Origin of the sequence: Paenibacillus sp. LX16, from assembly GCF_036252815.1 — a bacterium.
GTDB classification, from domain to species: Bacteria; Bacillota; Bacilli; order Paenibacillales; family Paenibacillaceae; genus Paenibacillus; species Paenibacillus polymyxa_B.
The window spans coordinates 5,086,002-5,109,657 of record NZ_CP141152.1; the positions used below are offsets into that span (position 1 = coordinate 5,086,002).

Here is a 23,656-nt window from a genome sequence, read left to right on the forward strand (position 1 = left end):
TACATCGTAAATACGATTTGCTTTGAATTTCGGTCCAACACTTACGTGTGAATGAAATTCAAGGCTGCTACCTTTATTTCACTTGTTTACACAAGATCAGCTTAAAGGAATATTCTAAAACGCAATTTCGTTTCGGTATCCAGTTTTCAAGGTGCAATGATAACTTTTTTTGGTGGAGCCAAGCGGGATCGAACCGCTGACCTCCTGCTTGCAAGGCAGGCGCTCTCCCAGCTGAGCTATGGCCCCAAAAGAAAATATAAAGTTATATGGTGGGCCCTAGTGGACTCGAACCACCGACCTCACCCTTATCAGGGGTGCGCTCTAACCAGCTGAGCTAAGGGCCCATAATAAACCACCAAAGAAATTCTTCTTTAGTGGTTGCGCTTGGCGACGTCCTACTCTCCCAGGACCCTGCGGTCCAAGTACCATCGGCGCTGGAGGGCTTAACGGTCGTGTTCGGGATGGGTACGTGTGGAACCCCTCCGCTATCGCCACCAAACGTTCGAGAGTTTGAGCTCTCAAAACTGAGCAACGAGTGAGTAGTTTTTGAAGCATACGCTTCATATTTGAATGTTTCCATTGCAGGAAACGATTCTCCATAGAAAGGAGGTGATCCAGCCGCACCTTCCGATACGGCTACCTTGTTACGACTTCACCCCAATCATCTACCCCACCTTCGGCGGCTGGCTCCCTTGCGGGTTACCCCACCGACTTCGGGTGTTGTAAACTCTCGTGGTGTGACGGGCGGTGTGTACAAGACCCGGGAACGTATTCACCGCGGCATGCTGATCCGCGATTACTAGCAATTCCGACTTCATGTAGGCGAGTTGCAGCCTACAATCCGAACTGAGACCGGCTTTTCTAGGATTGGCTCCACCTCGCGATTTCGCTTCCCGTTGTACCGGCCATTGTAGTACGTGTGTAGCCCAGGTCATAAGGGGCATGATGATTTGACGTCATCCCCACCTTCCTCCGGTTTGTCACCGGCAGTCTGCTTAGAGTGCCCAGCTTGACCTGCTGGCAACTAAGCATAAGGGTTGCGCTCGTTGCGGGACTTAACCCAACATCTCACGACACGAGCTGACGACAACCATGCACCACCTGTCTCCTCTGTCCCGAAGGAAAGGTCTATCTCTAGACCGGTCAGAGGGATGTCAAGACCTGGTAAGGTTCTTCGCGTTGCTTCGAATTAAACCACATACTCCACTGCTTGTGCGGGTCCCCGTCAATTCCTTTGAGTTTCAGTCTTGCGACCGTACTCCCCAGGCGGAATGCTTAATGTGTTAACTTCGGCACCAAGGGTATCGAAACCCCTAACACCTAGCATTCATCGTTTACGGCGTGGACTACCAGGGTATCTAATCCTGTTTGCTCCCCACGCTTTCGCGCCTCAGCGTCAGTTACAGCCCAGAGAGTCGCCTTCGCCACTGGTGTTCCTCCACATCTCTACGCATTTCACCGCTACACGTGGAATTCCACTCTCCTCTTCTGCACTCAAGCTCCCCAGTTTCCAGTGCGACCCGAAGTTGAGCCTCGGGATTAAACACCAGACTTAAAGAGCCGCCTGCGCGCGCTTTACGCCCAATAATTCCGGACAACGCTTGCCCCCTACGTATTACCGCGGCTGCTGGCACGTAGTTAGCCGGGGCTTTCTTCTCAGGTACCGTCACTCTTGTAGCAGTTACTCTACAAGACGTTCTTCCCTGGCAACAGAGCTTTACGATCCGAAAACCTTCATCACTCACGCGGCGTTGCTCCGTCAGGCTTTCGCCCATTGCGGAAGATTCCCTACTGCTGCCTCCCGTAGGAGTCTGGGCCGTGTCTCAGTCCCAGTGTGGCCGATCACCCTCTCAGGTCGGCTACGCATCGTCGCCTTGGTAGGCCTTTACCCCACCAACTAGCTAATGCGCCGCAGGCCCATCCACAAGTGACAGATTGCTCCATCTTTCCTCCTTCTCCCATGCAGGAAAAGGATGTATCGGGTATTAGCTACCGTTTCCGGTAGTTATCCCTGTCTTGTGGGCAGGTTGCCTACGTGTTACTCACCCGTCCGCCGCTAGGCTGTTTAGAAGCAAGCTTCTAAACAGCCCCGCTCGACTTGCATGTATTAGGCACGCCGCCAGCGTTCGTCCTGAGCCAGGATCAAACTCTCCATTAAAGACCAACCGAAGCTGGTTTATAGAAAGAGCGATAAGCTCATGTTGAAACTGACGAGATAAAATATCTCTTGTTTGATTTTGCGAACAAAATCGTTTTACTCACTCGTTGTTCAGTTTTCAAAGATCAAACTTACACAATGTCTTACTTTGTTTCGTCACCGCGTCTCAGTGGCGACCTTTATAATATATCATCTCTTTTTAGAATTTGCAAGAGTTTTTTTAATTTCTTTTTTTCGAGCAAATCCTTCAAAAAGGAACGAAAATTAATTTACCATGAATATAGAATAGAGTCAATACTTTTTTTGATATCAGAAAGTATAAGGTTTTTAAAATAGTTTACTTCCTGATATCTCTGATATAGTTTCTTATCTTTTCATTGTTTGGTTTGTGGGACTCGCCCTCTGCGAGCATATTTTGATAGTTCCTTGGCGGGTGCAAAACGGGCATACATGCGAAAGACTGTTTTATATCGAAGTGCGATTGCGTAGCGAATATCTTGATCCAATCGAGTATCGCTCATATCAAGCAGCATTTCATCTAGCTCCTTACGAAGAACGTAGTCAAGTTCCTTGCATTCTTTTTCGTTAAACAGCATTCCCAACATATGACCATACTCCCTTATCAGCAGATTATATAGTACTTATATTTGCTCAACTATTGTTCCAATCTTTACCTGTTTTTAAACTCAACTGCTAAGGTTTCAAACTTACCCCGATTAATCTTCAGCTTCTCTTTAGGCTCTCCCCTTTGTTATGTTCAATTTTCAGGAAATATATAAATAATTGGCCATAATATTTTATTGTGACAATAAACGATAAGTTATGCCACTCTCAATTGCAGCTGCTATAAGCAGTAAGATGACGGACCATAGGGACACCCTCAACGTTTGTTTCATAAATACATTCCACGATGGGCCAGTTCCTTTGCGCTTTAGCCCTATGCTTGTACCTATAGTAGACATTATGTTGATTCCAAACTTCAATCCGAAGGCACAGGCGATAATCAAAACAGGCAATTCAATCACACCGTGAGGCAGTAACCCTTTGACAACAACTTCATACATACTTCTTCCCATATCTGTCTGCAAGTGTACTACAAACCCTAAAACCATACCGTTCACAATTAAAAATATAAACGGTACGATTCCAAATACAGCCCCCATAAATATAACCAGCACACATTTAATTGCATTATTGAAAAAGATGAATACAAAAAAACTCCATTGTGGATGCTCAGAATTCTGCAAGCGCTGCGCTACTTCTCCCAGCCCCTCGATTTGTTGCGCCAGCATGGATTGAATAGTGCCTGTACTTAACCAGCCCACCATAATACTTGTGCAGAAAAGAAATGCAGAGATTAAAATTAACCGTCTTGTCGTGTGTAAATCGTGAAAAAATGTTTTTAGTCCCATTTGATAATTCCTCCTATTGGTTCAATGGAATAATTGACAACCCCCGGCATAGCTTTAAGTAAACAAGCACTTCTAGGATGAAAGGGGCGTTATTAACCATGAATTCTTTTTTTTATGTATTAAACGGTAAAAAAATCAAACGATTCTTAATCGTAATAGCTGCAGCCATCTTTACTGTTGGAGTCATTTATGTAGAAACCGATAATGTTACTGTTTTTTCCGAGGAAGCACCAACCGCTATTTATAGTGTACCCACGGACAAAAAGTTGATCGCTCTCACCTTTGATATTAGTTGGGGTGATAAGCGTACTGCCCCCATCTTAAAAGTCCTTGAGGATAAAAAAGTGACCAAGTCCACCTTTTTCCTTTCTGCCCCTTGGAGTAAAACACACCCAGAGCTTGTGAATCAGATTAAAGAAAGTGGATTTGAAATCGGCAGTCATGGCCATAAACATGAAAATTACAGTAGCTTAAGCGATGAAGATATTCGTAAGCAGATTTCAATTGCTCATACCACATTAACCGAACTGACGGGACAGTCCCCGAAGTTGATCCGTATGCCTAATGGCGACTTTGATAAAAGGGTCCTTCAGGTTGCCGGCACTTTAGGCTACAAAACCATTCAGTGGGATACAGATTCCCTGGACTGGAAAAACCCTGGTACTCAGGTCATAATCGACCGTGTTGTAAATAAAGCGCATCCTGGCGATATCGTCCTTCTGCATGCCAGTGATTCCTGTAAACAAACGCATGAAGCCCTGCCCGTCATTATCGACAAGTTGCGCGCACAAGGCTATGAATTCGTGACTGTATCTGAACTGCTTCAACAGGGTACAGTAAAAGGCAAAGAGGTACGCGATCAGGCACTGGGTCTTTAAGGAGTTATTTTACATCGTTCTCAGCTAAAAACCAAAAGCAAATCGACATATTTCTCCCCATTCATCCGCATACTATCCACATTCATGATGAAGGAGGAATACGGCCATGAATTGGACTCGTTTGCGATTTGTTAGCACGGTATGCGTACTGGGCGTTGCACTGAGTGGATGCGGCTCGGATCAGGGTTCTGCGCCCCCCCAGAACAGTTATAAAGAGATGAAAACGATGGTTGTCGATATCCTGAAAAGTGATGACGGAAAAAAAGCGGTAGAGGAAGCTTTAACTGGGGAAAACAGTTCAACCAAAGAAGGACAATCCGGTCAAAGCAGTGAAGAAGGTGGATCTGGTGGTGGGGCTGGTGGCAGCATGGGAATGAAAATGCTTATGCCCATGCAATCGGCTGAACAGATGAAGATCGCAGTCAAAGATACTTTGATATCACCTGAATATAAAAAAGAAATCGAAAAGATTATGACTGATCCGCGTTTTGCCGGAGAATTTGCCAAAGCCATCAACAGCCAAAGCAAACAGCTTCATATGCAACTTATAAAAGACCCTTCTTATCAAAAATCAATTGAAGCAATGCTCAAGTCACCAGAATTAACCAAAATGTATATGGACTTAACTAAAACCCCTGAATATCGAAAACAATCTATGACAGTCATGCATGATGCCATGCAAAATCCGATTTTCCGACTTGAGGTTATGAATTTACTAAAAACCGTCGTACAAGAGGAGCTTCAACCCAAGGTTGAGAAAAAAAGTGGTGAGCAAAGCGGTGCAGGCGGCGATAAGCAAGGTGGTGGGGGCAGCGAAGGTGGGGGCGAAGGAGAACAAGGAGGAAGCCAATAATAAAAAAGGCTGGTTTAATAAACCAGCCTTTTTTATTTATTTAGATTCCGTGTGCAAGATCATAATTTGAGCAGCAATATCATTGTAAATGGTTCCTGTCGCCGACTCGGATTTATATACTGATGGAGAAAAGTCGGCTTCTGACGGATGATTATCTGGAATACCCAGCGGAATTTGAGCAAGAAGTTTTGTATGAAGAGTGTCTGCCAGCATAGCCCCTCCTCCTCGCCCAAAAACATAGTCCTTTTCTCCAGTGGAGGACACATAATAAGACATGTTCTCCACAACACCGATGACCTTATGATCCGTTTGAAGCGCCATTGCGCCTGCACGTGCAGCTACAAAAGCCGCCGTCGCATGTGGAGTAGTGACAATGATTTCTTCACTCTGCGGAATCATTTGATGTACGTCAAGCGCTACATCGCCAGTGCCTGGTGGTAAATCGAGAATCATATAGTCCAGCTTTCCCCATTCGACATCACTAAAAAACTGTCTGAGCATTCTCCCTAGCATGGGACCTCTCCAGATCACCGGGTTGTTCTCTCTGACAAAGAAGCCCATAGACATGATTTTGATACCAAATCGCTCCACTGGCTGAATGATACCATCTTCGACAGAAGGTACATCCTCTACTCCAATCATATCTGGCACACTGAATCCATAGATATCCGCATCAATTAAACCCACACGCTTCCCCTGTCTAGCTAAAGCAGCCGCCAAATTTACAGCTACTGTCGATTTTCCGACACCACCTTTGCCGCTTGCAATGGCAATAAATCGTACGCCAGATGCTGGGCTAAGCAGCTCATGTTCTTCCATGCCAACAGCATGTCCTTTGGTCAAAACCGGGTCAGCCGCTTCCTCGGTCTCCTCTCCATTTTGAAGGGCAGACTTTTCATGCTCAGATGCCTCACGAATACGAATATGAACGTGACTTAATCCCGCCTCTTCTAAAGTCTGCCGGATTTCTCGTTCCAACTCTGTCAGCGTCTCTTCCTGACTATTCAGGGTAATGGCGGTCAAGGATACCCGATCCTCTTTAACCACCACATCCCGAATAAAATGGAGATCGACTAGACGGCGTCCTGTATGAGGCTCCCGCACTTGTTGAAGTAGCTCTATAACTTGCTCTCTTGATTGCATGAATTATCAGCACCTCTGCTTTAATGATTTACGTAGTGGTAAACACTTACAGTATACCACTATCTGGCCTCAGGTGCTGGTGAGATCCCCTTTTCCCCGGCACTGTAACGCAAAATCCCCTTATATATAGACGCCGCCACCTGCCTTTGATAGTTCACGTCACTTAGTCGTCTAGCTTCCTCAGGATGGGACAAAAAACCTACTTCTACAAGGGCTGATGGCATTTTGAGAGCTTTCAATAAATAAACTGTGTTCACGGTCTTAGCCACTCTGTCCGTATTTTCCAAGTTGCGTTTGATCTCTTCCTGAATTAAAGACGCCAAATTCTCGTTATCTGCATGGTTAGGTACGTAAAAGGTTTGGGCTCCACTCCAACGGCTCGACGGGATACTGTTCATATGAATACTTAGAAAGAGGTCTGCTTTCTGCTCCTCAATTATACGCACACGCTGCTTCAAATCCTCCGTTTTTCTTCTGGAATAACCTTTCGTTTCTTGCTGCGCTAGGTCGCGGTCATCCTCACGTGTCATGACAACGACAGCACCTGCTTGCTGTAAATAATCCCGCAAATAAAAAGCGATTGCCAGATTAATATCCTTTTCAATAATCCCTTCTTTGCTAACCGCCCCTCCATCAGGCCCTCCATGTCCAGCATCTATGGCAATTACTTTACCTGTAAGGGGTAAACTCCAATGGGTCCAAGCTCTCGAAGCAGGTATCTCATACAATGCCAGTGTAATAAATAGAACGGCGAGACAACAGCCCAACAGCATTTTTTGCAACGTCCGATAGCGAATCCACAGTGTAACCTCGTTTTTACGATTATTTTTTTGCATAACAAAACGCCTCCGTCCTATACAGATACTAATAATCTATATGGGACGAGGCGTGTAGATAGTACAACTCAGGCATGAACAAATTCTTTCATACCTTCAATCAGCACTTGAGCGACTTCCGGTCGTGTAAATTCAGGTGGCGGGCAAACCCCAGAGCGCAACAATTCCCGTACCTTGGTGCCCGAGAGCGTTAAATGATGCTCCTTGGGATGTGGGCATGTTTTACTTGAAGCCATGTTTCCACATCGGGTGCAATAAAAGCTGTGTTCAAAGAACAATGGAGTAATCCCCAGCTCTTCAGGTGTAAAGTGCCTGAAAATTTCCTGTGCTTCGTAGGTCCCATAATAGTCTCCTACACCAGCATGATCCCTTCCAACAATAAAATGGGTGCAGCCATAGTTCTTTCGCACAATAGCATGAAAAATGGCCTCTCTAGGGCCCGCGTATCGCATGGCAGCAGGAAATACCCCCAGAAAAGTCCGATCAGCCGGATAATAATTGTCCAGCAGCACCAGATAGCTCTTCATACGCACATCTGCCGGAACGTCATCTGACTTGGTTTCACCAACGAGTGGGTTTAGAAACAATGCATCCACAATCTCCATCGCGCTTTTTTGGATGTATTCATGTGCTCGGTGTACCGGATTTCGTGTTTGAAAACCGACCACTGTTTTCCAGCCTTTTTCTGCAAAATAGTCGCGTGTCTGTGATGGTGTATAGTAAAAGTCACTAAATTGTGTGGGCTCCGGCCGATTCAGCACTTGCACAGATCCACCAACATACGTAGCAGGTCGATCTAACAGTTTGTTTACGCCAGGATGAGCCGGGTCATCCGTCTTGAATACTATTCTGGCTTCCTCAGCCTGATCTACCTGATAAATACTTTCAATATCAAGTACAGCATAAATGGTACCGTCTGTTTCCCCCACCAAAGCCACCTGCTGACCTAATTTCAATTCACTGGCTATACTTTCTGCAACTGCAAGAGTAATGGGAATACTCCAGACTGTACCATCGGCAAGACGCATATCTGTTACCACTGACCGATAGTCAGATTCATTCATAAACCCCGTCAAAGGAGAGAAAGCCCCCACTCCAATCAAATCCAGATCAGAAATGGTCCATGAGTTTACACGGATAGGAAACAATTTCTCTGCGGCCTGCAAAAGTGCTTTTTGCTTCGGTCCTGTAATGATTTTATCAACAAGTGTTCCGCCATGCGGAAGAATTGCAGTCATAATGCACTTCCCTTCTTCTTCATAAATATGACTCATAGCTACCTGAATATCATTTTATTGATGGAGCCCGCACTCCGTTTTCTCATTGCCAGACCAGCGACCTGCACGAGGATCTTCACCTGGTAGGACCTCACGGGTACATTGCTCACAACCGATACTGGGATAATTGCGGTCATGCAATGGATTATACAGCACTTCATGAGTGCGGATATAGTTCCATACATCCTCGGATGTCCAGCTTGCCAAGGGGTTAAATTTAACGAGTCCAAACTTTTCATCATACTCTATCTTTTTTGAATTCGCACGGGTAGGGGCCTGATCGCGGCGAATACCGGTAATCCATGCATCGTATTGCGACAAAATGCGTGTCAGCGGCTCAACTTTGCGTATACCACAACATGTGTTAGGATCTGTTTTCCACAGTTCCTCTCCATGTTTAGCCGCTTGCTCTTCGGGAGTAATTAAGGGAGAGACTCTAACAAAATCCAAGTTGTACCTGGCCTTCATCTGATCTCGCGTATCGTAAGTTTCTTGAAAATGAAAGTCGGTGTCCAAGTAAAAAATGTCGGTGGAAGGGCTAATTTTTTGAAGCATGTCTACTAGTACTACATCTTCTGCTCCGAAGCTACAAGCAAAGGTAAGATTGGGGAATGTAAGAACAGCATACTGGATAATTTCCTCTGGCGTAGCATCTTCCAGTTCAATTGCCTTGACTCTAATCAACGCTTCTTTCTCCAATAAATTCATTATCAATGCGCCTCCATATGAAGATTCATAAATAGTGTCACTCCAATACCGACTAAACTAATAAGATTAAATACAGTATAAAACTTTCTTAATCATTGTCAATCCAAGGCAAAATGTCCTGATGCAAGCATTTATCCACCCAAACTTGTAGGAATGTTGTTCTGTCAGCATTCTTTAATGCTTTCTTGCGTATCCAACCAAGTTCATTGACTTTATATAAAATATTCTTATACCAAACATTTGGAAATGGCCCATAGGCCCAATGGTTACTAAAAGTAACTAATGTAGCTGAAGGTATTCTTGAACCTACCATGCTACGCAAAATTACCTGGTTGAATGATTTGTATAGCCAAAATGTATTATTGTACTATATGTCTGCTTGCAGATCATCTGAGTGAAATGCTTTAGAGACATCTAGGAACAGCGTATCCTAATCTTGGCCCAGTGCGCGGCAGCCATCGGTAATGCTGAACAGCTTTGGGTTGCTTTGATCAAGCAAGAACCATCTGTGGAAGAAAGCAAGCATCGCTTCTGAATTAAGATTATCGAAGGATGCTAACCGAGGAAATTGAAAATAACTTTAGGTTTCAGAGCTCTTATTTTGCATTCCAAAGATGAGGTTGGTATGTGGACGAGTTCAGATGAATTCAAAGGCAAAATAGCCTTTACTCAAATTTTTTTACCAGATGAAATACTATACTATTCTGGAGTTCTGGCGTCAGCGATGCCTTCATTCTGAAAATTATAAAAGAAATGACTGCACGCTGAACTCTTATTACACCTCTATTCAATCCTAAAGCGCTCGTAGCGGCAATTCCAGAGGAATTGATCACTGGACACAAGCAAGACTCTTATCGCTACTGGAAGCCTATTTAAAGCCTGTCATCAATGAGGGGCGATTTTATGAGGGTAGACAGTCGAACAATACATTGTGCTCCCAGTTATAGTTTGAAGCGATTACTGAATAGACTATTTCCATTACCAGGTCATCACCGTTGCAATTGCAGTAGCTAGGAAGGGGCAGTGCTAGGCTAAGGACGTCCTTCTGCTCCGTGCACACAAATAAAAAGAGGTATTCCTTGCTGTATCCCTAGCTACGCACAAAACAGCTGTACAAGAGGCATAGACAGTGCCAGCCAGAACATATCAAGGAGGACTTCACATAAACAAGTGAAAGCAAAGTATCCCTCGTGAAACAGCAATTAGCAGAGAATATTAAAATGATGCTATATTGAATAGCCGAACATTATATTTTTAGTCACTGGTTATAAACATTACAGAATAAACTACGTTGAAATAGCAAACTGTATTTGTGTATAACAATATCATCTTCAATTCCATTGTGGATAACTTTTCGTGTTCCGTGCATTTGCATGCGGTTATTTATGTATTCGCTGAAACATGCTGAAGCTTGTAACTTTTAGAGTAGGTCTACTTATCCACATGTGGATATTGATCAGGAAATGACTAAATAAAAAAGAACCCTTTCCATAAGGAAAAGGTTCTTCTGTATTCGAAATATTAACGTTTCGAGAACTGTGGTGCACGACGAGCGGCTTTGAGGCCGTATTTTTTACGTTCTTTCATACGTGGGTCACGAGTCAAGAAGCCTGCTTTTTTCAAAGCTGGACGGAATTCCGGATCTGCTTTCAACAGAGCACGGGAAATACCGTGGCGAATTGCGCCGGCTTGACCAGAGATACCACCACCATGAGCGATAACGAGTACGTCATAGCTGCCAACTGTTTCTGTCAGGTTCAGTGGTTGTTTTACGATCAGTTTGAGAGTTTCCAAACCAAAATATTCATTAATATCACGCTTATTGATGACAATGCGTCCTTCACCCGGTACGAGACGAACACGAGCTACCGAATGTTTACGACGACCTGTCCCATAGTATTGTACTTGTGCCATGAAACTGTCCTCCCTTTTAATTATCCGCGAAGTTCGTAAACTTCAGGTTTTTGTGCTGCATGTGGATGCTCAGTGCCTCTGTAAGCTTTAAGTCTCAGCTTCATTTTCTCGCCTTGACGAGTTTTAGGAAGCATACCGTGAACAGCCAATTCCAACATGCGCTCAGGCTTGTTCTTAACCATTTCTTGTGCAACCGTTACTTTCAGACCACCCGGATGCAGGGAGTGACGGTAGTATTTCTTGTTCTCCATTTTTTTACCGGTCAATACGATTTTTTCCGCATTGATTACAACAACAAAATCACCTGTGTCCACATGTGGTGTAAATTGTGGCTTGTGTTTGCCGCGAATCAACGCAGCCGCTTCGCTTGCCAGACGGCCGAGCGTTTTGCCTTCGGCATCAATGATGTGCCAGTTGCGCTCAACTTCATTTGGCTTCGCCATATACGTAGTACGCATGAAAAGTATCCTCCTTAAGTTCGTTAACAGAAATCATCATTTATCTTCGTTCGTTAAGTTGCTGCATTATTGATGGATTAGATGTTAATTTAAAGTGATCATCTTAATTGGGGCTGTGGGAAAGCCATTAAGAAAACACAACTTTTATATTACAGGATAACCATCAATTCCGCAAGGGTAAAATCAATGTTTTTTGATGTTTTCGTCGTACTCTACATTCCAGAGCGTTAAAGCGTGTCCAACGGCCGTAGGTCCAGCCTTTGAACGATTTTTCGCCTCCAAAATGGAAGGAATATCATCCGACGATTTTTTGCCTTCTCCCACTTCCAGCAAAGTACCCATAATAATCCGAACCATGTGCTGTAAAAATCCGCTACCTGTAATATAAGTATGGATAATTCCCTGATCATCCGAGCCCGGACGTGAAAAGGAATGGTCTACTGTCATATAGGCTTCGTAAATAGTGCGAACATGATTCGTCTTTTGGGAACGTCGAGATGCGAACGAAGTATAGTCAAAGGTGCCCACTAAATGAGCCAACCCTTCCTCCATCGCTCTTACATCCAGTCTCGTTGGATGATGGGCCTGTGTACGACGGTGAAAGATGTCCGGAAATCGGTTCGCATTAATGCTGTACCGATATGTCTTCCGCTTCGCCATGCGGCGTGCATGAAAGGACAGTGGCACCTCTCTCGCATCCGTAACGATGATATCACGAGGCAACCAGGCATTAAGTGCCAGACACCAGCGCTGTAACGGAATCGGCGATTCAGTGTGAAAATTGAATACCTGCCCGTATGCATGTACACCTGCATCTGTACGGCCTGAGCCTGTAATTTTAAGACGCTCGCCCGTCAATGAGTAAATAGCATGTTCAAGGCAGTCCTGAATGGTGTTACCGTCAGGCTGCGTCTGAAAGCCATCATAGTGGGTTCCGTCATAGTTCACCTTCATGCACAAGTTCCGCATGTTTCTCACACCTTTATAGGGGTAGTCTCTGGCCTTACAAGGAATAACCGAACATAACAAAGGAGAAGCCCCTCAAGGACTCCTCCAAGAGAAAAAAAGGGTTGTTCAGAATCAAGCCGATTCTGTCCACCCTTCCCTCATCTTCGCCTGTCTACGCGCGGTCAACCAATTCCAGATATACCATTGGAGCGGCGTCGCCACGACGAGGTCCCAATTTCAAGATACGAGTGTATCCACCTGGACGCTCAGTGTAACGTGTAGCCAATTCGCTAAACAGCTTTTGGATTGCATCCTGCTCACCATCCAAAGTTTCACGGCGAACGAACGCAGCCACTTGACGACGTGCGTGCAGATCTCCTTTTTTCGCTTTGGTGATCAGTTTTTCAGCAATAGAACGAACTTCTTTCGCTTTAGCCTCAGTAGTTTGGATACGCTCATACAAGAACAGATCGGTTACCAAATCACGAAACAAAGCTTTACGGGCACTGGAGTTACGGCCCAATTTTTGGTATGCCATGTAATTTCCCCTCCTTCACAAAAACGTTGCTGTACTATTCTTCCGTACGAAGTCCTAAACCAAGTTCCTCAAGCTTCTCTTGTACTTCTTCCAAAGATTTGCGACCCAAGTTACGGACCTTCATCATATCTTCTTCAGATTTAGTCGTGAGTTCTTGTACCGTATTGATACCAGCGCGCTTAAGGCAGTTATAGGAACGGACGGAGAGATCCAGCTCTTCGATCGTCATTTCAAGAACTTTTTCTTTTTTGTCTTCTTCTTTTTCAACCATAATTTCAGCATCTTTTGCCTCGTCCGTGAGACCCACGAACAACATCACATGCTCAGTCAAAATTTTGGCTCCAAGGCTCACTGCTTCCTCGGGACGAATACTTCCGTCAGTCCAAACCTCAAGTGTCAGCTTGTCGTAATTCGTAACCTGGCCGACACGCGTATTTTCTACGCCGTAGTTCACGCGTGCAATCGGAGTGTAGATGGAGTCGACGGGAATAACGCCGATCGGCTGGTCATCACGTTTGTTCCGATCCTGCTTAACGTAACCGCGACCGCGATTGGCAAAAATACGCATGTGAAGTCTCGAACCCGGTCCGAGCGTAGCAATGTGAAGATCCGGATTAAGAATTTCCACATCACTATCCGCACGGATATCTCCTGCCGTTACAACTCCTTCGCCTTCCGCATCGATTTCGAGTACTTTCTCTTCATCCGAGTGGATTTTAAGCGATAAAGCTTTCAAGTTCAGAATGATCTCCGTTACGTCTTCCTTCACACCGGGAACCGTTGCAAACTCGTGCAGAACCCCATCGATCTGAACCGATGTGACTGCTGCCCCCGGTAACGAGGATAACAGAATACGGCGAAGCGAGTTACCCAACGTCGTACCGTATCCGCGTTCCAGCGGTTCTACTACGAATTTTCCATAGGTGCCATCATCATTGACGTCAACCGTCTCAATTTTCGGCTTTTCGATTTCTATCACTGCAATATCCCTCCTTCAAAACGTCGCTCCTATATGAAACATTCACCTTATCCATAGTCTATCATGCAGTATACCTAAACATCCATTCTTGGCAGTTTGTGCCGGATCTATACTACACGCAGAGGAGAAATCTCACTAGACGCGACGACGTTTTGGAGGACGGCATCCGTTATGAGGTACCGGAGTTACGTCTTTAATCAGGTTAACTTCCAAACCAGCAGCTTGCAAAGAGCGAATTGCTGCTTCGCGACCTGCACCAGGTCCTTTAACCATGACTTCGACAGTTTTCATGCCGTGTTCCATAGCAGCTTTGGCAGCAGTTTCTGCGGCCATTTGTGCTGCGAATGGAGTAGATTTACGGGAACCACGGAATCCCATGCCGCCTGAGCTGGCCCAAGAGATTGCATTACCGTGTGGATCTGTGATCGTAACGATCGTGTTGTTGAACGTGGAACGGATGTGTGCCACGCCAGTCTCGATATTTTTACGGTCACGGCGTTTTGTACGTACAACTTTTTTCGGTTTAGCCATTGAATGTTATCCTCCCTTCTTATTTCTTTTTGTTCGCTACAGTCCGACGAGGACCTTTACGGGTACGAGCATTAGTTTTAGTACGTTGTCCGCGAACAGGCAATCCACGACGGTGACGAACACCACGGTAGCAGCCAATCTCAGTCAGACGTTTAATATTCAAGGAAATTTCACGACGCAGATCGCCTTCTACTTTAACTTCTTTGTCGATCGTTTCACGTAATTTGCTCACTTCATCTTCAGTCAAATCACGAACACGCGTGTTTGCACTGATGCCTGTTTCCTTCAAGATTTTCTGAGAAGTCGTTTTACCGATTCCGAAAATGTAAGTCAAGGCGATCTCAACGCGTTTGTCACGTGGCAAATCCACACCAGCTATACGAGCCATTTTACGCTACACCCCCTTCTATTAACCTTGTTTTTGTTTGTGTTTCGGATTTTCGCAAATAACCATTACATTCCCTTTGCGGCGAATGACTTTGCATTTTTCGCAAATAGGTTTTACAGAAGGTCTTACCTTCATGTTGATTACCTCCTCCAAGCTTTACCCTGGTAAAACTCGCTTCGTGAACATTCACATCGTTTTGCCGAGCAAAACAAGTTTTTTTAAATGACATACGTTTAATAAAAACCTGCATGAATTACTTGCGGTACGTTATACGGCCTTTGGTTAAATCGTAAGGCGATAACTGTACAACCACCTTGTCGCCTGTCAAAATACGGATAAAGTGCATCCGCAGCTTTCCGGAAACATGAGCAAGAATTTGATGACCGTTCTCCAGCTCTACCTTGAACGTAGCGTTCGGTAGTGGCTCGATTACCGTACCTTCAACCTCAATGACATCTTCTTTGGCCAAAGTCAGTCTCCTTTCTCTTCAGCTTGGTATTCGGACGAGTCCAGGAAAGTTTTCACTGCATGGCGCAGCTTTCCGTTCGTCACCCGACCGCTTTCGTTTAAACTGTTTACAATCTCGCTACTAATCTTTGGCTGAGGCACCAAATGAAGAACATTTTTCTTCTTCGCTTGATCAAACTTTCGTTTATCCCCATCCGCAATATATACAAACCTGCTATCTGCTACTGAAACGACAACCGCAATCTGTCCGGCACCTCTGCCCTTCAGAATCTTCACCAGCTGACCGATTTGCAGGTTTCCTTGCTGAATCATTCCAATCACCTACGCACTCAGTTTCGTGAAAATGTCCATGCCGCCCGTTTCGTACGTCACCGCTTGCTCGTTATGAGCACATGAGGTTACGTTCATCGTAACGACCGTCCAGTTGTCTTCCAGCGTCCCTACATGGTGAGAACCTATCTGAATCATAGATTCAATAGCCAGCCCAATGCCGGTTTTCAGCCTCGGCCCCTGCTCAGGAATACCACGGTTTGGATTCTCAATATATTGCCGAATGGCATGCGACATTGTAAACTGGCGAGTTTTCGCGATGATATCGCCTTTGTTTAACTTGCGTTTGCCGGGAAATCCGTGCACCAGTTGTTCGTTGACTGAAGCGCAAATGCTAGCAGGAAAACCGTTATAACCTTTAAAAGACGGCACAGCTCCCTGACTGCGAATATACCGATCAGCTAAATGATCAAGTTCACCGGTCGTAATACCGGGCTCGATGTGTCCTGCCAAGAGATGATCCGTCTCCGTATCTATTCTCTTAGCTTTCCTCATTAAGCTTGATTCCGTCCCCGACTTGCAAATGATCATTACAGCTAACCCCGCAACAAGGACACGATATTTTGGGAAACCACATCAATATCCTGTTCTCCGTCAATATGACGCAGAAGATTCTGGTTCTCATAAAACGTGAGGAGTGGTGCTGTTTTATTACTATATTCTTCAAGTCGTGTTCTTACGCTATCTTCATTATCGTCAGGACGCTGATAGAGTTCCCCACCGTCTTTATCGCAAATGCCTTCAACCTTAGGAGGATTAAAGACAATATGATAGCTAGTTCCGCAGCTTTTACAAACCCGCCGTCCTGTGATTCGTGCCAACAAGTTGTCACTATCCACTTTCAAGTTGATGACGTCATCTAGCTTCGTATTCAAACGACCCAAAATTTGATCCAAGGCTTCAGCTTGAGCCAAAGTTCTTGGAAAACCGTCCAGCAAGAACCCTTTCTTGCAATCTGGCTGTTGTAGCCGTTCTTCAACGATACCGATTGTTACGTCATCCGGAACAAGTTCACCCTTGTCGATATATTCTTTAGCTTTAATGCCAATAGGTGTTCCCTGTTTCATCGCTAGGCGAAAAGCATCACCTGTCGAGATATGAGGAATGCCGAATTCCTTCACAATGACATCTGCTTGTGTACCTTTACCAGCCCCCGGAGGGCCCATGATCAAAATATTCACAATCTGTCACTCCTCAAGACGACCCCTACACAAGAAACAGCACAAAAGGTGCCGGTAAGCATGCGAACATCCTAAGCCGGTACCTATTGCCTATTTGTTGATGAAGCCTTTGTAATGGCGTTTGATCAGTTGGCTTTCGATTTGCTTCATTGTATCCAATGCTACACCAATGATGATGAGCAATGAAGTACCGCCAATTTGCACGGAACGAGGCAAGCCCGAAAGCGAACCGAAGAATACCGGCAAAACGGATATGACTGCCAGAAACAAAGCTCCTGTCATTGTCAAACGTGACATTACTCGTGTCAAGTATTTCTCCGTGGCCTTACCCGGGCGAATTCCCGGAATATAACCGCCGTTCTTCTTCATATTGTCGGCCATTTGCTGCGGATTCATCTGTACAAAGGTATAGAAGAATGTGAAACCGATAATCATTACGACATACAAAACCATGCCCAGCGGCTTGTCATAGTACAAGTAAGTGGTAATCCACTTAGCCCAAGCATGATCTGCCCAGAAACTCGCAATAATTGTCGGGAATTGCAGCAATGATACCGCAAAGATTACCGGAATAACGCCTGCCGCATTAATTTTCATCGGAATATGCGTATTCTGGCCACCGTACATTTTGTTGCCAACTACACGTTTCGCGTATTGTACTGGGATTTTCCGAATACCTTGCTGGATGTAGATAACACCAACAATAATCAGAACAATCACCAGAGCAATTATAATTGCCTTCAGAATATTCATAAACAGCTGATCTGCCTGAATAAACTGAGATTCTACAACCGTCCGAATATGTCTTGGAATACCCGCCGCAATCCCTGCGAAGATAACAATAGAGATACCGTTGCCGATTCCCTTTTCAGTAATTTGCTCACCGAGCCACATAAGGAACGTAGTTCCTGCTGTAAGCACAATGGCAATAACCAGATAATCTGCAAAAGTGGCTCCTGGAATCATCGCTGCACCGTACAGTCGATTAAAGCCAATTGACGTTCCGAATGCTTGAATCAGGCCAAGTATTACCGTACCATAACGCGTAATTTGAGCCAACTTCTTTTTACCATGCTCTCCTTGTTTAGCCCATTCCGCAAGTTTCGGAATCACGTCCATTGACAACAACTGTACAATGATGGACGCTGTAATATATGGCATAATCCCGAGGGCGAAGATCGAAAACTGATACAATGCACCCCCTGAGAAGGTGTTAAGGAGTCCAAACAACTCGCTTCCTGCCTGATCCTGAGAAGTAAAGACTTGCTTGTTCACGCCGGGAACCGGCACGAAGGAGCCAATACGATATACAAAGAGTATAAACAGGGTAAACAGGATTCGGGTTCTAAGATCCTCAACCCGCCATATATTTTTCAGGGTCTTGAACATTAGATCACCTCGGTTTTACCGCCGGCAGCTTCAATTTTCTCTACCGCAGATTGAGAGAACTTGTTCGCTTTAACTGTCAACTTCACAGTGATTTCACCGTTACCCAGAATTTTAATTCCGGATTTGGCGTTTTTCACAATGCCATTGTTCAGCAAAAACTCAGGGCTTACTTCTGTACCCGCTGCAAAACTGTTCAAATCTTCGATATTCAAAACCGCATACTCTTTACGAGTAGGATTTACGAAACCGCGTTTAGGCAAGCGACGATACAGTGGGTTTTGACCACCCTCGAAGCCCGGACGTACACCACCGCCGGAACGAGCGTTTTGACCTTTATGACCACGACCAGAAGTTTTACCCGTACCGCTACTAGGACCACGACCCAAACGTTTACGTTCTTTGCGGGAGCCTGGAGCTGGGGAAAGCTCATGTAACTTCATCGTTCGTTGCACCTCCTTGATTATTGTTAAAATACTTTATTTCTTAAGCCTCAATTTCTTTAACAGAAACCAAATGGCTAACTTGATTAATCATCCCGCGAATAGCTGCATTGTCGGGTTGAACTACTTTATGGTTGATTTTACGCAAGCCGAGCGTTTTAACAGTCGTTCTCTGATTACCAGGACGGCCGATCAACGAACGAACGAGGGTAATTTCTAATTTCGCCATGATATTCCCTCCTTAGCCCAGCAGCTCTTCGATGGATTTGCCGCGCAATTTTGCAACTTCTTCAGCGCGTTTCAAGCGGGACAAACCTTCCAAAGTCGCATTGACCATATTCATGGAATTCGAAGAACCCAAAGATTTTGTCAAGATATCACCTACACCAGCAAGTTCCAGGACAGCACGAACCGGACCACCAGCGATAACTCCAGTACCTTCCGATGCCGGTTTCAACAGAACCCGGCCAGCACCGAACTTACCTGTAACAAGGTGAGGAATTGTTGTTCCTACGAGTGGAACGTGAACCAGGTTTTTCTTAGCATCTTCAATACCTTTGCGAATTGCATCAGGTACTTCGCCAGCTTTACCGATTCCAGCGCCTACCCAGCCGTTGCCGTCGCCCACTACTACCAGAGCACTGAAGCTGAAACGGCGTCCGCCTTTGACAACTTTAGCTACACGATTAATATTTACTACTCTTTCAGTCAGTTCCAAAGTATTCGGATCTACACGCAAGTCGTTAACCTCCTTTTGAGAAATGTCTTAGAATTCAAGGCCTGCTTCGCGAGCTGCATCAGCCAAAGCTTGAATCCGTCCATGATACAAGTATCCACCACGGTCAAATACGATGTTAGCATGACCTTTTTCTTTCGCACGTTTAGCAACGAGTTCGCCAACTTTACGAGCTGCTTCTACACTACCGCCGTTTTTGATTTCGCTGCTCAGTTCTTTATCCATAGTGGATGCAGATACCAATGTTACACCAGCTACATCATCAATCAGTTGTGCGTAGATATGCTTGGAAGAACGGAACACGTTCAAACGAGGACGTACAGCCGTACCTTCGATTTTCTTACGTACACGCAGATGTCTTCTGACACGTGCTTTATTTTTATCTTGTTTTGTAATCATCTCAAGTTTTCACTCCCTTCAGTTTGCCTTTTAAAACTTTATACTAAGACGCACTGGGTAAAAAAGAAGTACGAAGTCTTTCCAGCAGAAAGACCGCACAAAGTCGGTAAGAAACTTATTTCTTCTTACCGGCTTTACCTTCTTTACGAATGATGCGCTCGCCTTCGTATTTAATCCCTTTACCTTTGTACGGTTCAGGTTCACGAACGGAACGAATTTTAGCAGCGTAGGCACCTACACGCTCTTTATCAATTCCGCGAACGATGATTTTAGTGTTCGAAGGAACTTCGAATTCGATGCCCGCTTCCGGTGTGATTTCAACCGGGTGAGAGTATCCAACGTTCAGAACGATTTTATCTCCGGATTTGCTTGCACGATATCCGACCCCAACCAGCTCCAGAGATTTTGAAAACCCTTCAGTTACACCACTTACCATGTTGTTGACAACGCTGCGGGTTGTTCCATGCAAAGAGCGGTGAAGTTTGTTGTCCGAAGGACGAACTACATTGATTTCATTGTTTTCCACAGTAACGGACATGTCTTTATGAAGCTCACGAGTCAATGTTCCTTTAGGACCTTTAACTGTGATTGCTGTGTTGTTCAAAGTCACGTCAACACCACTTGGTACTGTGATTGGTTTACGACCAATACGGGACATATCTGTTGCACCTCCTATCTTTTAAACGTTATCTTACCAAACGTAGCAAACAACTTCTCCGCCGGCTTTGGACTGACGCGCTTCTTTGTCAGTCATGATACCTTTGGATGTTGAAATGATTGCGATCCCGAGTCCACCCAGTACGCGTGGAATCTCATTGCTTTTCGTGTAAACGCGAAGACCTGGTTTACTGATTCTTTTCAAACCTGTAATAACACGCTCGTTGTTTGCACCGTATTTCAAGAAAATACGGATGATCCCTTGTTTGCTATCTTCAACAAATTCCGCATCACGAATGAATCCTTCACGTTTCAGGATGTCGGCGATTTGTTTTTTCATTGTAGATGCAGGCATTTCTACTGTTTCGTGACGAACTGTGTTCGCGTTACGAATACGAGTAAGCATATCTGCAATTGGATCAGACATAGTCATTGTGTATAAACCTCCTTCCCAAACAGGACTTTTTACCAGCTTGCTTTTTTCACGCCAGGAATCTGGCCTTTATAAGCTAATTCACGGAAGCAAATTCTGCAGATCTTAAACTTTTGCAGTACCGAATGTGGACGACCACAACGCTCGCAACGAGTGTAAGCACGAACTTTAAACTTTGGTGCGCGTTGTTGTTTGACTTTCATTGAAGTTTTTGCCACTTAGCCTGACACCTCCTAAATAGTTTCGGAGAACAGGGTGTCTTTAAAATCAGACGCCCGAAACGTTATGCCAACATTATTTTGCGAAAGGCATGCCCAGCTGAGTCAGAAGCTCACGGGACTCTTCGTCAGTTTTGGCAGTCGTTACGATAACGATGTCCATACCACGAACTTTATCAACTTGATCATACTCGATTTCCGGGAAGATCAACTGTTCTTTCAGACCAAGCGTGTAGTTACCACGTCCGTCAAAAGCTTTTGTCGATACACCATGGAAGTCACGTACGCGAGGAAGAGTAATGTTGAACAATTTGTCCAAGAAATAATACATACGCTCGCCACGAAGTGTTACCTTTACACCGATCGGCATGTTTTCACGCAATTTAAAACCTGCAATAGATTTTTTTGCGCGAGTGATTACTGGTTTTTGACCAGCGATCAGTTGCATGTCGTTGAGAGCTGAATCAAGTACTTTGGAGTTTTGGACTGCGTCGCCAACACCCATGTTGATTACAACTTTCTCGATTTTAGGCACTTGCATCACTGTTGTATAGTTGAACTTCTGCATCAAAGCAGGAGTGATTTCTTTCAAGAAACGTTCTTTCATTCTTGTTGTAGCCATGAATCATATACCTCCTTTCTTCAAAAAATAATTAGTCGATCACTTCGCCAGAACGTTTTGCAATGCGCACTTTTTTTCCGTTGTCCAAAACTTTATAACCAACACGGGTTACTTTTCCGCTCTTCGGATCAATGTGCATAACGTTGGAAACGTGAATCGGAGCTTCTTTCTCGATGATGCCGCCTTGTGGATTCAGCTGATTAGGCTTTTGGTGTTTTTTAATCATGTTAACACCTTCCACAAGCACACGGTTTTGACGAGGGTAAGCAGCGATAACGCGACCTTTTTTACCTTTATCTTTACCTGTAATCACCAGAACAGTGTCGTCTTTTTTGACATGCAGCTTGTTGTTATGGGATTCCAGAACTTTTTTCACTTTTGGCATTTCGTACACCTCCTACGGGCACATTTTAAGGTGAGTTTAGATCACTTCCGGAGCCAAGGAAACGATTTTCATGAAGTCCTTGTCACGAAGTTCGCGAGCAACTGGTCCGAAAATACGAGTACCACGTGGGCTCTTGTCTTCTTTAACGACCACTGCTGCGTTTTCGTCAAATCCGATGTAGGAACCGTCTTTACGGCGGATAGAACGTTTAGTACGAACAACAACCGCTCTTACTACATCACCCTTTTTGACAACGCCGCCTGGTGTTGCTTGTTTTACGGAACAAACGATCAGGTCACCAATTTGAGCTGTACGACGTCCCGTACCACCGAGCACACGGATACACATCAGTTCCTTCGCGCCGGAATTGTCAGCTACAGTCAAACGTGTAAATGGTTGAATCATTTATTTATCCTCCTTTCGGAAAAACTACACTACATTAGATTATAACAGCTTTTTCAACGATTTCGACCAGTCTCCAGTTTTTGTCTTTGGACAAAGGGCGAGTTTCCATGATTTTAACAGTATCACCAATTTGTGCGGTGTTGTTTTCATCATGAGCTTTGAATTTCTTAGTTACTTTAATGCGTTTATGGTAGAGATCATGTTTTTTGTAAGTTTCTACAGCAATCACAATCGTTTTATCCATTTTGTCGCTGACTACTTTACCGACTAATACTTTACGGGCATTACGTTCGCTCATTGTTGGCCTCCTTCCTAATTACAGGCGGATTTTCCACCCGGTCTGATATCTTAGCTAATCCCAAGTTCTCTTTCACGGATCACAGTTTTAGCACGAGCAATTTCCTTACGCACAGCGCCGATCCGAGTCGGGTTATCAAGCTGACCGGTAGCGAGTTGAAAACGAAGGTTGAAAAGTTCTTCTTTATAACCGGAGATCTTTTGTTCGATTTCAGCAGTGGTTAGGTTGCGGAATTCACTAGCCTTCATTTGCTTCACCACCCAATTCTTCACGTTTCACAAACTTAGTTTTGATTGGCAGTTTGTGAGCGGCAAGACGCATTGCTTCACGAGCAATCTCTTCCGGAACACCAGCAAGTTCGAACATAATCTTGCCTGGTTTCACTACTGCAACCCATTTTTCTACGTTACCTTTACCACTACCCATACGAACCTCAAGAGGCTTCTGAGTAATTGGTTTGTCAGGGAAAATTTTAATCCAAACCTTACCACCACGTTTGATGTAACGAGTCATCGCAATACGAGCAGCTTCGATTTGACGGTTAGTAATCCATGCAGGTTCAGTAGCTTGCAAACCGTACTCACCAAAGTTCAGTGTAGTACCGCCTTTTGCACGACCCTTCATATGACCACGTTGTTGTTTACGATGTTTTACGCGTTTTGGTACCAACATGA

Annotated in this window: 34 protein-coding genes, 2 tRNA genes and 2 rRNA genes; 2 read left to right on the top strand and 36 right to left on the bottom strand. The window is 44.7% G+C overall.

The window, feature by feature from the left end; translation table 11 throughout:
• Positions 1–170 precede the first annotated feature (170 nt).
• From T3H97_RS22795 to T3H97_RS22820, 6 genes are all read right to left on the bottom strand, one after another.
• Positions 171–246 (bottom strand) — tRNA-Ala (locus tag T3H97_RS22795).
• Positions 247–267: 21 nt separating this feature from the next.
• Positions 268–344, bottom strand: a tRNA-Ile gene (locus T3H97_RS22800).
• 38 nt (positions 345–382) lie between these two features.
• Positions 383–499: ribosomal RNA gene (rrf, locus tag T3H97_RS22805) — 5S ribosomal RNA — on the bottom strand.
• A 103-nt stretch (positions 500–602) separates the two neighbouring features.
• Positions 603–2,158 (bottom strand): 16S ribosomal RNA (locus tag T3H97_RS22810).
• A gap of 374 nt (positions 2,159–2,532) precedes the next feature.
• Positions 2,533–2,763 (bottom strand): hypothetical protein, encoded by a 231-nt coding sequence (locus tag T3H97_RS22815; RefSeq protein WP_013312131.1) that lies wholly within the window; start codon positions 2,761–2,763, stop codon positions 2,533–2,535.
• 192 nt (positions 2,764–2,955) lie between these two features.
• Positions 2,956–3,570, bottom strand: a complete 615-nt coding sequence (locus T3H97_RS22820) for a stage II sporulation protein M (protein ID WP_328800963.1) — start codon at positions 3,568–3,570, stop codon at positions 2,956–2,958.
• A gap of 98 nt (positions 3,571–3,668) precedes the next feature.
• On the opposite strand from T3H97_RS22820, the gene pdaB reads away from it, so the two are divergent.
• Both pdaB and gerD read left to right on the top strand, forming a co-directional pair.
• Entirely contained in the window at positions 3,669–4,448 is a 780-nt protein-coding gene (gene pdaB / locus T3H97_RS22825; protein WP_328800964.1) for a polysaccharide deacetylase family sporulation protein PdaB, read from the top strand.
• Between the two features lie 106 nt (positions 4,449–4,554).
• A complete protein-coding gene (gerD, locus tag T3H97_RS22830; protein ID WP_250240494.1) occupies positions 4,555–5,301 on the top strand; it encodes a spore germination lipoprotein GerD in 747 nt (248 codons plus the stop codon).
• A 36-nt stretch (positions 5,302–5,337) separates the two neighbouring features.
• On the opposite strand, the gene T3H97_RS22835 is transcribed toward gerD, so the two are convergent.
• From T3H97_RS22835 to rplP, 30 genes are all read right to left on the bottom strand, one after another.
• Positions 5,338–6,444, bottom strand: coding sequence for an Mrp/NBP35 family ATP-binding protein (locus T3H97_RS22835; protein WP_311080120.1), 1,107 nt, complete (start codon positions 6,442–6,444; stop codon positions 5,338–5,340).
• A gap of 59 nt (positions 6,445–6,503) precedes the next feature.
• Positions 6,504–7,280: an N-acetylmuramoyl-L-alanine amidase CwlD gene (gene cwlD, locus T3H97_RS22840; protein WP_103050278.1), complete on the bottom strand. Its 777-nt coding sequence runs from the start codon at positions 7,278–7,280 to the stop codon at positions 6,504–6,506.
• Between the two features lie 68 nt (positions 7,281–7,348).
• The gene (sat, locus tag T3H97_RS22845) at positions 7,349–8,518 is read right to left on the bottom strand and encodes a sulfate adenylyltransferase (RefSeq protein WP_328800965.1); all 1,170 of its coding nucleotides are present in this window, start codon (positions 8,516–8,518) and stop codon (positions 7,349–7,351) included.
• Between the two features lie 54 nt (positions 8,519–8,572).
• Positions 8,573–9,265 (bottom strand): phosphoadenylyl-sulfate reductase, encoded by a 693-nt coding sequence (locus T3H97_RS22850; protein WP_029514483.1) that lies wholly within the window; start codon positions 9,263–9,265, stop codon positions 8,573–8,575.
• Positions 9,266–10,786: 1,521 nt separating this feature from the next.
• Entirely contained in the window at positions 10,787–11,179 is a 393-nt protein-coding gene (gene rpsI / locus T3H97_RS22855; RefSeq protein ID WP_013312140.1) for a 30S ribosomal protein S9, read from the bottom strand.
• A 20-nt stretch (positions 11,180–11,199) separates the two neighbouring features.
• Entirely contained in the window at positions 11,200–11,637 is a 438-nt protein-coding gene (gene rplM / locus T3H97_RS22860) for a 50S ribosomal protein L13 (RefSeq protein WP_013312141.1), read from the bottom strand.
• A gap of 183 nt (positions 11,638–11,820) precedes the next feature.
• Positions 11,821–12,606, bottom strand: a complete 786-nt coding sequence (gene truA, locus T3H97_RS22865) for a tRNA pseudouridine(38-40) synthase TruA (protein ID WP_061831400.1) — start codon at positions 12,604–12,606, stop codon at positions 11,821–11,823.
• Between the two features lie 151 nt (positions 12,607–12,757).
• On the bottom strand, positions 12,758–13,123 hold the full coding sequence (rplQ, locus tag T3H97_RS22870) for a 50S ribosomal protein L17 (RefSeq protein ID WP_013312143.1): 366 nt from the start codon (positions 13,121–13,123) through the stop codon (positions 12,758–12,760).
• Positions 13,124–13,157: 34 nt separating this feature from the next.
• Entirely contained in the window at positions 13,158–14,102 is a 945-nt protein-coding gene (locus tag T3H97_RS22875) for a DNA-directed RNA polymerase subunit alpha (protein ID WP_007432558.1), read from the bottom strand.
• Between the two features lie 135 nt (positions 14,103–14,237).
• Positions 14,238–14,633: a 30S ribosomal protein S11 gene (rpsK, locus tag T3H97_RS22880; RefSeq protein ID WP_013312144.1), complete on the bottom strand. Its 396-nt coding sequence runs from the start codon at positions 14,631–14,633 to the stop codon at positions 14,238–14,240.
• 19 nt (positions 14,634–14,652) lie between these two features.
• Positions 14,653–15,021, bottom strand: a complete 369-nt coding sequence (rpsM, locus tag T3H97_RS22885) for a 30S ribosomal protein S13 (protein WP_007432560.1) — start codon at positions 15,019–15,021, stop codon at positions 14,653–14,655.
• A gap of 21 nt (positions 15,022–15,042) precedes the next feature.
• Positions 15,043–15,156, bottom strand: a complete 114-nt coding sequence (rpmJ, locus tag T3H97_RS22890) for a 50S ribosomal protein L36 (protein ID WP_003333770.1) — start codon at positions 15,154–15,156, stop codon at positions 15,043–15,045.
• A gap of 118 nt (positions 15,157–15,274) precedes the next feature.
• A complete protein-coding gene (gene infA, locus T3H97_RS22895) occupies positions 15,275–15,490 on the bottom strand; it encodes a translation initiation factor IF-1 (RefSeq protein WP_006212898.1) in 216 nt (71 codons plus the stop codon).
• 2 nt (positions 15,491–15,492) lie between these two features.
• Complete coding sequence (locus T3H97_RS22900) at positions 15,493–15,801, bottom strand: KOW domain-containing RNA-binding protein (RefSeq protein WP_013312145.1); 309 nt, start codon at positions 15,799–15,801, stop codon at positions 15,493–15,495.
• Positions 15,802–15,810: 9 nt separating this feature from the next.
• Positions 15,811–16,350 (bottom strand): M24 family metallopeptidase, encoded by a 540-nt coding sequence (locus tag T3H97_RS22905; RefSeq protein WP_328800966.1) that lies wholly within the window; start codon positions 16,348–16,350, stop codon positions 15,811–15,813.
• Between the two features lie 5 nt (positions 16,351–16,355).
• A complete protein-coding gene (locus tag T3H97_RS22910; protein ID WP_061831398.1) occupies positions 16,356–17,000 on the bottom strand; it encodes an adenylate kinase in 645 nt (214 codons plus the stop codon).
• A 90-nt stretch (positions 17,001–17,090) separates the two neighbouring features.
• Entirely contained in the window at positions 17,091–18,389 is a 1,299-nt protein-coding gene (secY, locus tag T3H97_RS22915) for a preprotein translocase subunit SecY (RefSeq protein ID WP_061831397.1), read from the bottom strand.
• A complete protein-coding gene (gene rplO, locus T3H97_RS22920; protein ID WP_013312149.1) occupies positions 18,389–18,829 on the bottom strand; it encodes a 50S ribosomal protein L15 in 441 nt (146 codons plus the stop codon). Before rplO ends, secY begins: the two co-directional genes overlap by 1 nt.
• Positions 18,830–18,872: 43 nt before the next feature.
• The gene (gene rpmD / locus T3H97_RS22925; RefSeq protein WP_013312150.1) at positions 18,873–19,058 is read right to left on the bottom strand and encodes a 50S ribosomal protein L30; all 186 of its coding nucleotides are present in this window, start codon (positions 19,056–19,058) and stop codon (positions 18,873–18,875) included.
• 12 nt (positions 19,059–19,070) lie between these two features.
• The gene (rpsE, locus tag T3H97_RS22930) at positions 19,071–19,568 is read right to left on the bottom strand and encodes a 30S ribosomal protein S5 (RefSeq protein ID WP_013312151.1); all 498 of its coding nucleotides are present in this window, start codon (positions 19,566–19,568) and stop codon (positions 19,071–19,073) included.
• A 27-nt stretch (positions 19,569–19,595) separates the two neighbouring features.
• A complete protein-coding gene (gene rplR, locus T3H97_RS22935) occupies positions 19,596–19,964 on the bottom strand; it encodes a 50S ribosomal protein L18 (protein ID WP_007432568.1) in 369 nt (122 codons plus the stop codon).
• Positions 19,965–20,079: 115 nt separating this feature from the next.
• Positions 20,080–20,622 (bottom strand): 50S ribosomal protein L6, encoded by a 543-nt coding sequence (gene rplF, locus T3H97_RS22940; RefSeq protein WP_013312152.1) that lies wholly within the window; start codon positions 20,620–20,622, stop codon positions 20,080–20,082.
• Between the two features lie 33 nt (positions 20,623–20,655).
• Positions 20,656–21,054 carry a 30S ribosomal protein S8 gene (gene rpsH, locus T3H97_RS22945; RefSeq protein ID WP_007432570.1) on the bottom strand — a complete coding sequence of 133 codons (399 nt, stop codon included), beginning with the start codon at positions 21,052–21,054 and terminating at the stop codon, positions 20,656–20,658.
• A gap of 32 nt (positions 21,055–21,086) precedes the next feature.
• Positions 21,087–21,272: a type Z 30S ribosomal protein S14 gene (locus tag T3H97_RS22950; RefSeq protein WP_010348808.1), complete on the bottom strand. Its 186-nt coding sequence runs from the start codon at positions 21,270–21,272 to the stop codon at positions 21,087–21,089.
• Between the two features lie 76 nt (positions 21,273–21,348).
• Positions 21,349–21,894: a 50S ribosomal protein L5 gene (gene rplE, locus T3H97_RS22955; protein ID WP_007432571.1), complete on the bottom strand. Its 546-nt coding sequence runs from the start codon at positions 21,892–21,894 to the stop codon at positions 21,349–21,351.
• Between the two features lie 31 nt (positions 21,895–21,925).
• Positions 21,926–22,279, bottom strand: a complete 354-nt coding sequence (rplX, locus tag T3H97_RS22960) for a 50S ribosomal protein L24 (RefSeq protein WP_013312155.1) — start codon at positions 22,277–22,279, stop codon at positions 21,926–21,928.
• Between the two features lie 36 nt (positions 22,280–22,315).
• The gene (gene rplN / locus T3H97_RS22965; protein ID WP_007432573.1) at positions 22,316–22,684 is read right to left on the bottom strand and encodes a 50S ribosomal protein L14; all 369 of its coding nucleotides are present in this window, start codon (positions 22,682–22,684) and stop codon (positions 22,316–22,318) included.
• 34 nt (positions 22,685–22,718) lie between these two features.
• Positions 22,719–22,982 carry a 30S ribosomal protein S17 gene (gene rpsQ, locus T3H97_RS22970; protein WP_007432574.1) on the bottom strand — a complete coding sequence of 88 codons (264 nt, stop codon included), beginning with the start codon at positions 22,980–22,982 and terminating at the stop codon, positions 22,719–22,721.
• A gap of 50 nt (positions 22,983–23,032) precedes the next feature.
• Positions 23,033–23,230, bottom strand: a complete 198-nt coding sequence (rpmC, locus tag T3H97_RS22975; RefSeq protein ID WP_328800967.1) for a 50S ribosomal protein L29 — start codon at positions 23,228–23,230, stop codon at positions 23,033–23,035.
• Positions 23,220–23,654, bottom strand: coding sequence for a 50S ribosomal protein L16 (rplP, locus tag T3H97_RS22980; RefSeq protein ID WP_007432576.1), 435 nt, complete (start codon positions 23,652–23,654; stop codon positions 23,220–23,222). The genes rpmC and rplP overlap by 11 nt, the downstream gene beginning before the upstream one ends.
• Between the last annotated feature and the right edge of the window lie 2 nt (positions 23,655–23,656).

Bases quoted from the DNA above. Each gene is read 5' to 3' on its own strand.
- rplE (WP_007432571.1), bottom strand. From the start codon at position 21,894: ATGGCTACAACAAGAATGAAAGAACGTTTCTTGAAAGAAATCACTCCT.
- rpmJ (WP_003333770.1), bottom strand. From the start codon at position 15,156: ATGAAGGTAAGACCTTCTGTAAAACCTATTTGCGAAAAATGCAAAGTC.
- rplF (WP_013312152.1), bottom strand. From the start codon at position 20,622: ATGTCCCGTATTGGTCGTAAACCAATCACAGTACCAAGTGGTGTTGAC.
- rplO (WP_013312149.1), bottom strand. From the start codon at position 18,829: ATGAAGTTACATGAGCTTTCCCCAGCTCCAGGCTCCCGCAAAGAACGT.
- rplM (WP_013312141.1), bottom strand. From the start codon at position 11,637: ATGCGTACTACGTATATGGCGAAGCCAAATGAAGTTGAGCGCAACTGG.
- sat (WP_328800965.1), bottom strand. From the start codon at position 8,518: ATGACTGCAATTCTTCCGCATGGCGGAACACTTGTTGATAAAATCATT.
- T3H97_RS22815 (WP_013312131.1), bottom strand. From the start codon at position 2,763: ATGTTGGGAATGCTGTTTAACGAAAAAGAATGCAAGGAACTTGACTAC.
- rpmC (WP_328800967.1), bottom strand. From the start codon at position 23,230: ATGAAGGCTAGTGAATTCCGCAACCTAACCACTGCTGAAATCGAACAA.
- rpsM (WP_007432560.1), bottom strand. From the start codon at position 15,021: ATGGCTCGTATAGCTGGTGTGGATTTGCCACGTGACAAACGCGTTGAG.
- pdaB (WP_328800964.1), top strand. From the start codon at position 3,669: ATGAATTCTTTTTTTTATGTATTAAACGGTAAAAAAATCAAACGATTC.
- rplR (WP_007432568.1), bottom strand. From the start codon at position 19,964: ATGATTACAAAACAAGATAAAAATAAAGCACGTGTCAGAAGACATCTG.
- T3H97_RS22820 (WP_328800963.1), bottom strand. From the start codon at position 3,570: ATGGGACTAAAAACATTTTTTCACGATTTACACACGACAAGACGGTTA.
- rpsI (WP_013312140.1), bottom strand. From the start codon at position 11,179: ATGGCACAAGTACAATACTATGGGACAGGTCGTCGTAAACATTCGGTA.
- rpmD (WP_013312150.1), bottom strand. From the start codon at position 19,058: ATGGCGAAATTAGAAATTACCCTCGTTCGTTCGTTGATCGGCCGTCCT.
- cwlD (WP_103050278.1), bottom strand. From the start codon at position 7,280: ATGCAAAAAAATAATCGTAAAAACGAGGTTACACTGTGGATTCGCTAT.
- rpsH (WP_007432570.1), bottom strand. From the start codon at position 21,054: ATGACTATGTCTGATCCAATTGCAGATATGCTTACTCGTATTCGTAAC.
- rplP (WP_007432576.1), bottom strand. From the start codon at position 23,654: ATGTTGGTACCAAAACGCGTAAAACATCGTAAACAACAACGTGGTCAT.
- secY (WP_061831397.1), bottom strand. From the start codon at position 18,389: ATGTTCAAGACCCTGAAAAATATATGGCGGGTTGAGGATCTTAGAACC.
- T3H97_RS22900 (WP_013312145.1), bottom strand. From the start codon at position 15,801: ATGATTCAGCAAGGAAACCTGCAAATCGGTCAGCTGGTGAAGATTCTG.
- rpsK (WP_013312144.1), bottom strand. From the start codon at position 14,633: ATGGCTAAACCGAAAAAAGTTGTACGTACAAAACGCCGTGACCGTAAA.
- rplN (WP_007432573.1), bottom strand. From the start codon at position 22,684: ATGATTCAACCATTTACACGTTTGACTGTAGCTGACAATTCCGGCGCG.
- rpsQ (WP_007432574.1), bottom strand. From the start codon at position 22,982: ATGAGCGAACGTAATGCCCGTAAAGTATTAGTCGGTAAAGTAGTCAGC.
- truA (WP_061831400.1), bottom strand. From the start codon at position 12,606: ATGCGGAACTTGTGCATGAAGGTGAACTATGACGGAACCCACTATGAT.
- gerD (WP_250240494.1), top strand. From the start codon at position 4,555: ATGAATTGGACTCGTTTGCGATTTGTTAGCACGGTATGCGTACTGGGC.
- T3H97_RS22905 (WP_328800966.1), bottom strand. From the start codon at position 16,350: ATGATCATTTGCAAGTCGGGGACGGAATCAAGCTTAATGAGGAAAGCT.
- T3H97_RS22850 (WP_029514483.1), bottom strand. From the start codon at position 9,265: ATGAATTTATTGGAGAAAGAAGCGTTGATTAGAGTCAAGGCAATTGAA.
- T3H97_RS22835 (WP_311080120.1), bottom strand. From the start codon at position 6,444: ATGCAATCAAGAGAGCAAGTTATAGAGCTACTTCAACAAGTGCGGGAG.
- rplX (WP_013312155.1), bottom strand. From the start codon at position 22,279: ATGCCAAAAGTGAAAAAAGTTCTGGAATCCCATAACAACAAGCTGCAT.
- rplQ (WP_013312143.1), bottom strand. From the start codon at position 13,123: ATGGCATACCAAAAATTGGGCCGTAACTCCAGTGCCCGTAAAGCTTTG.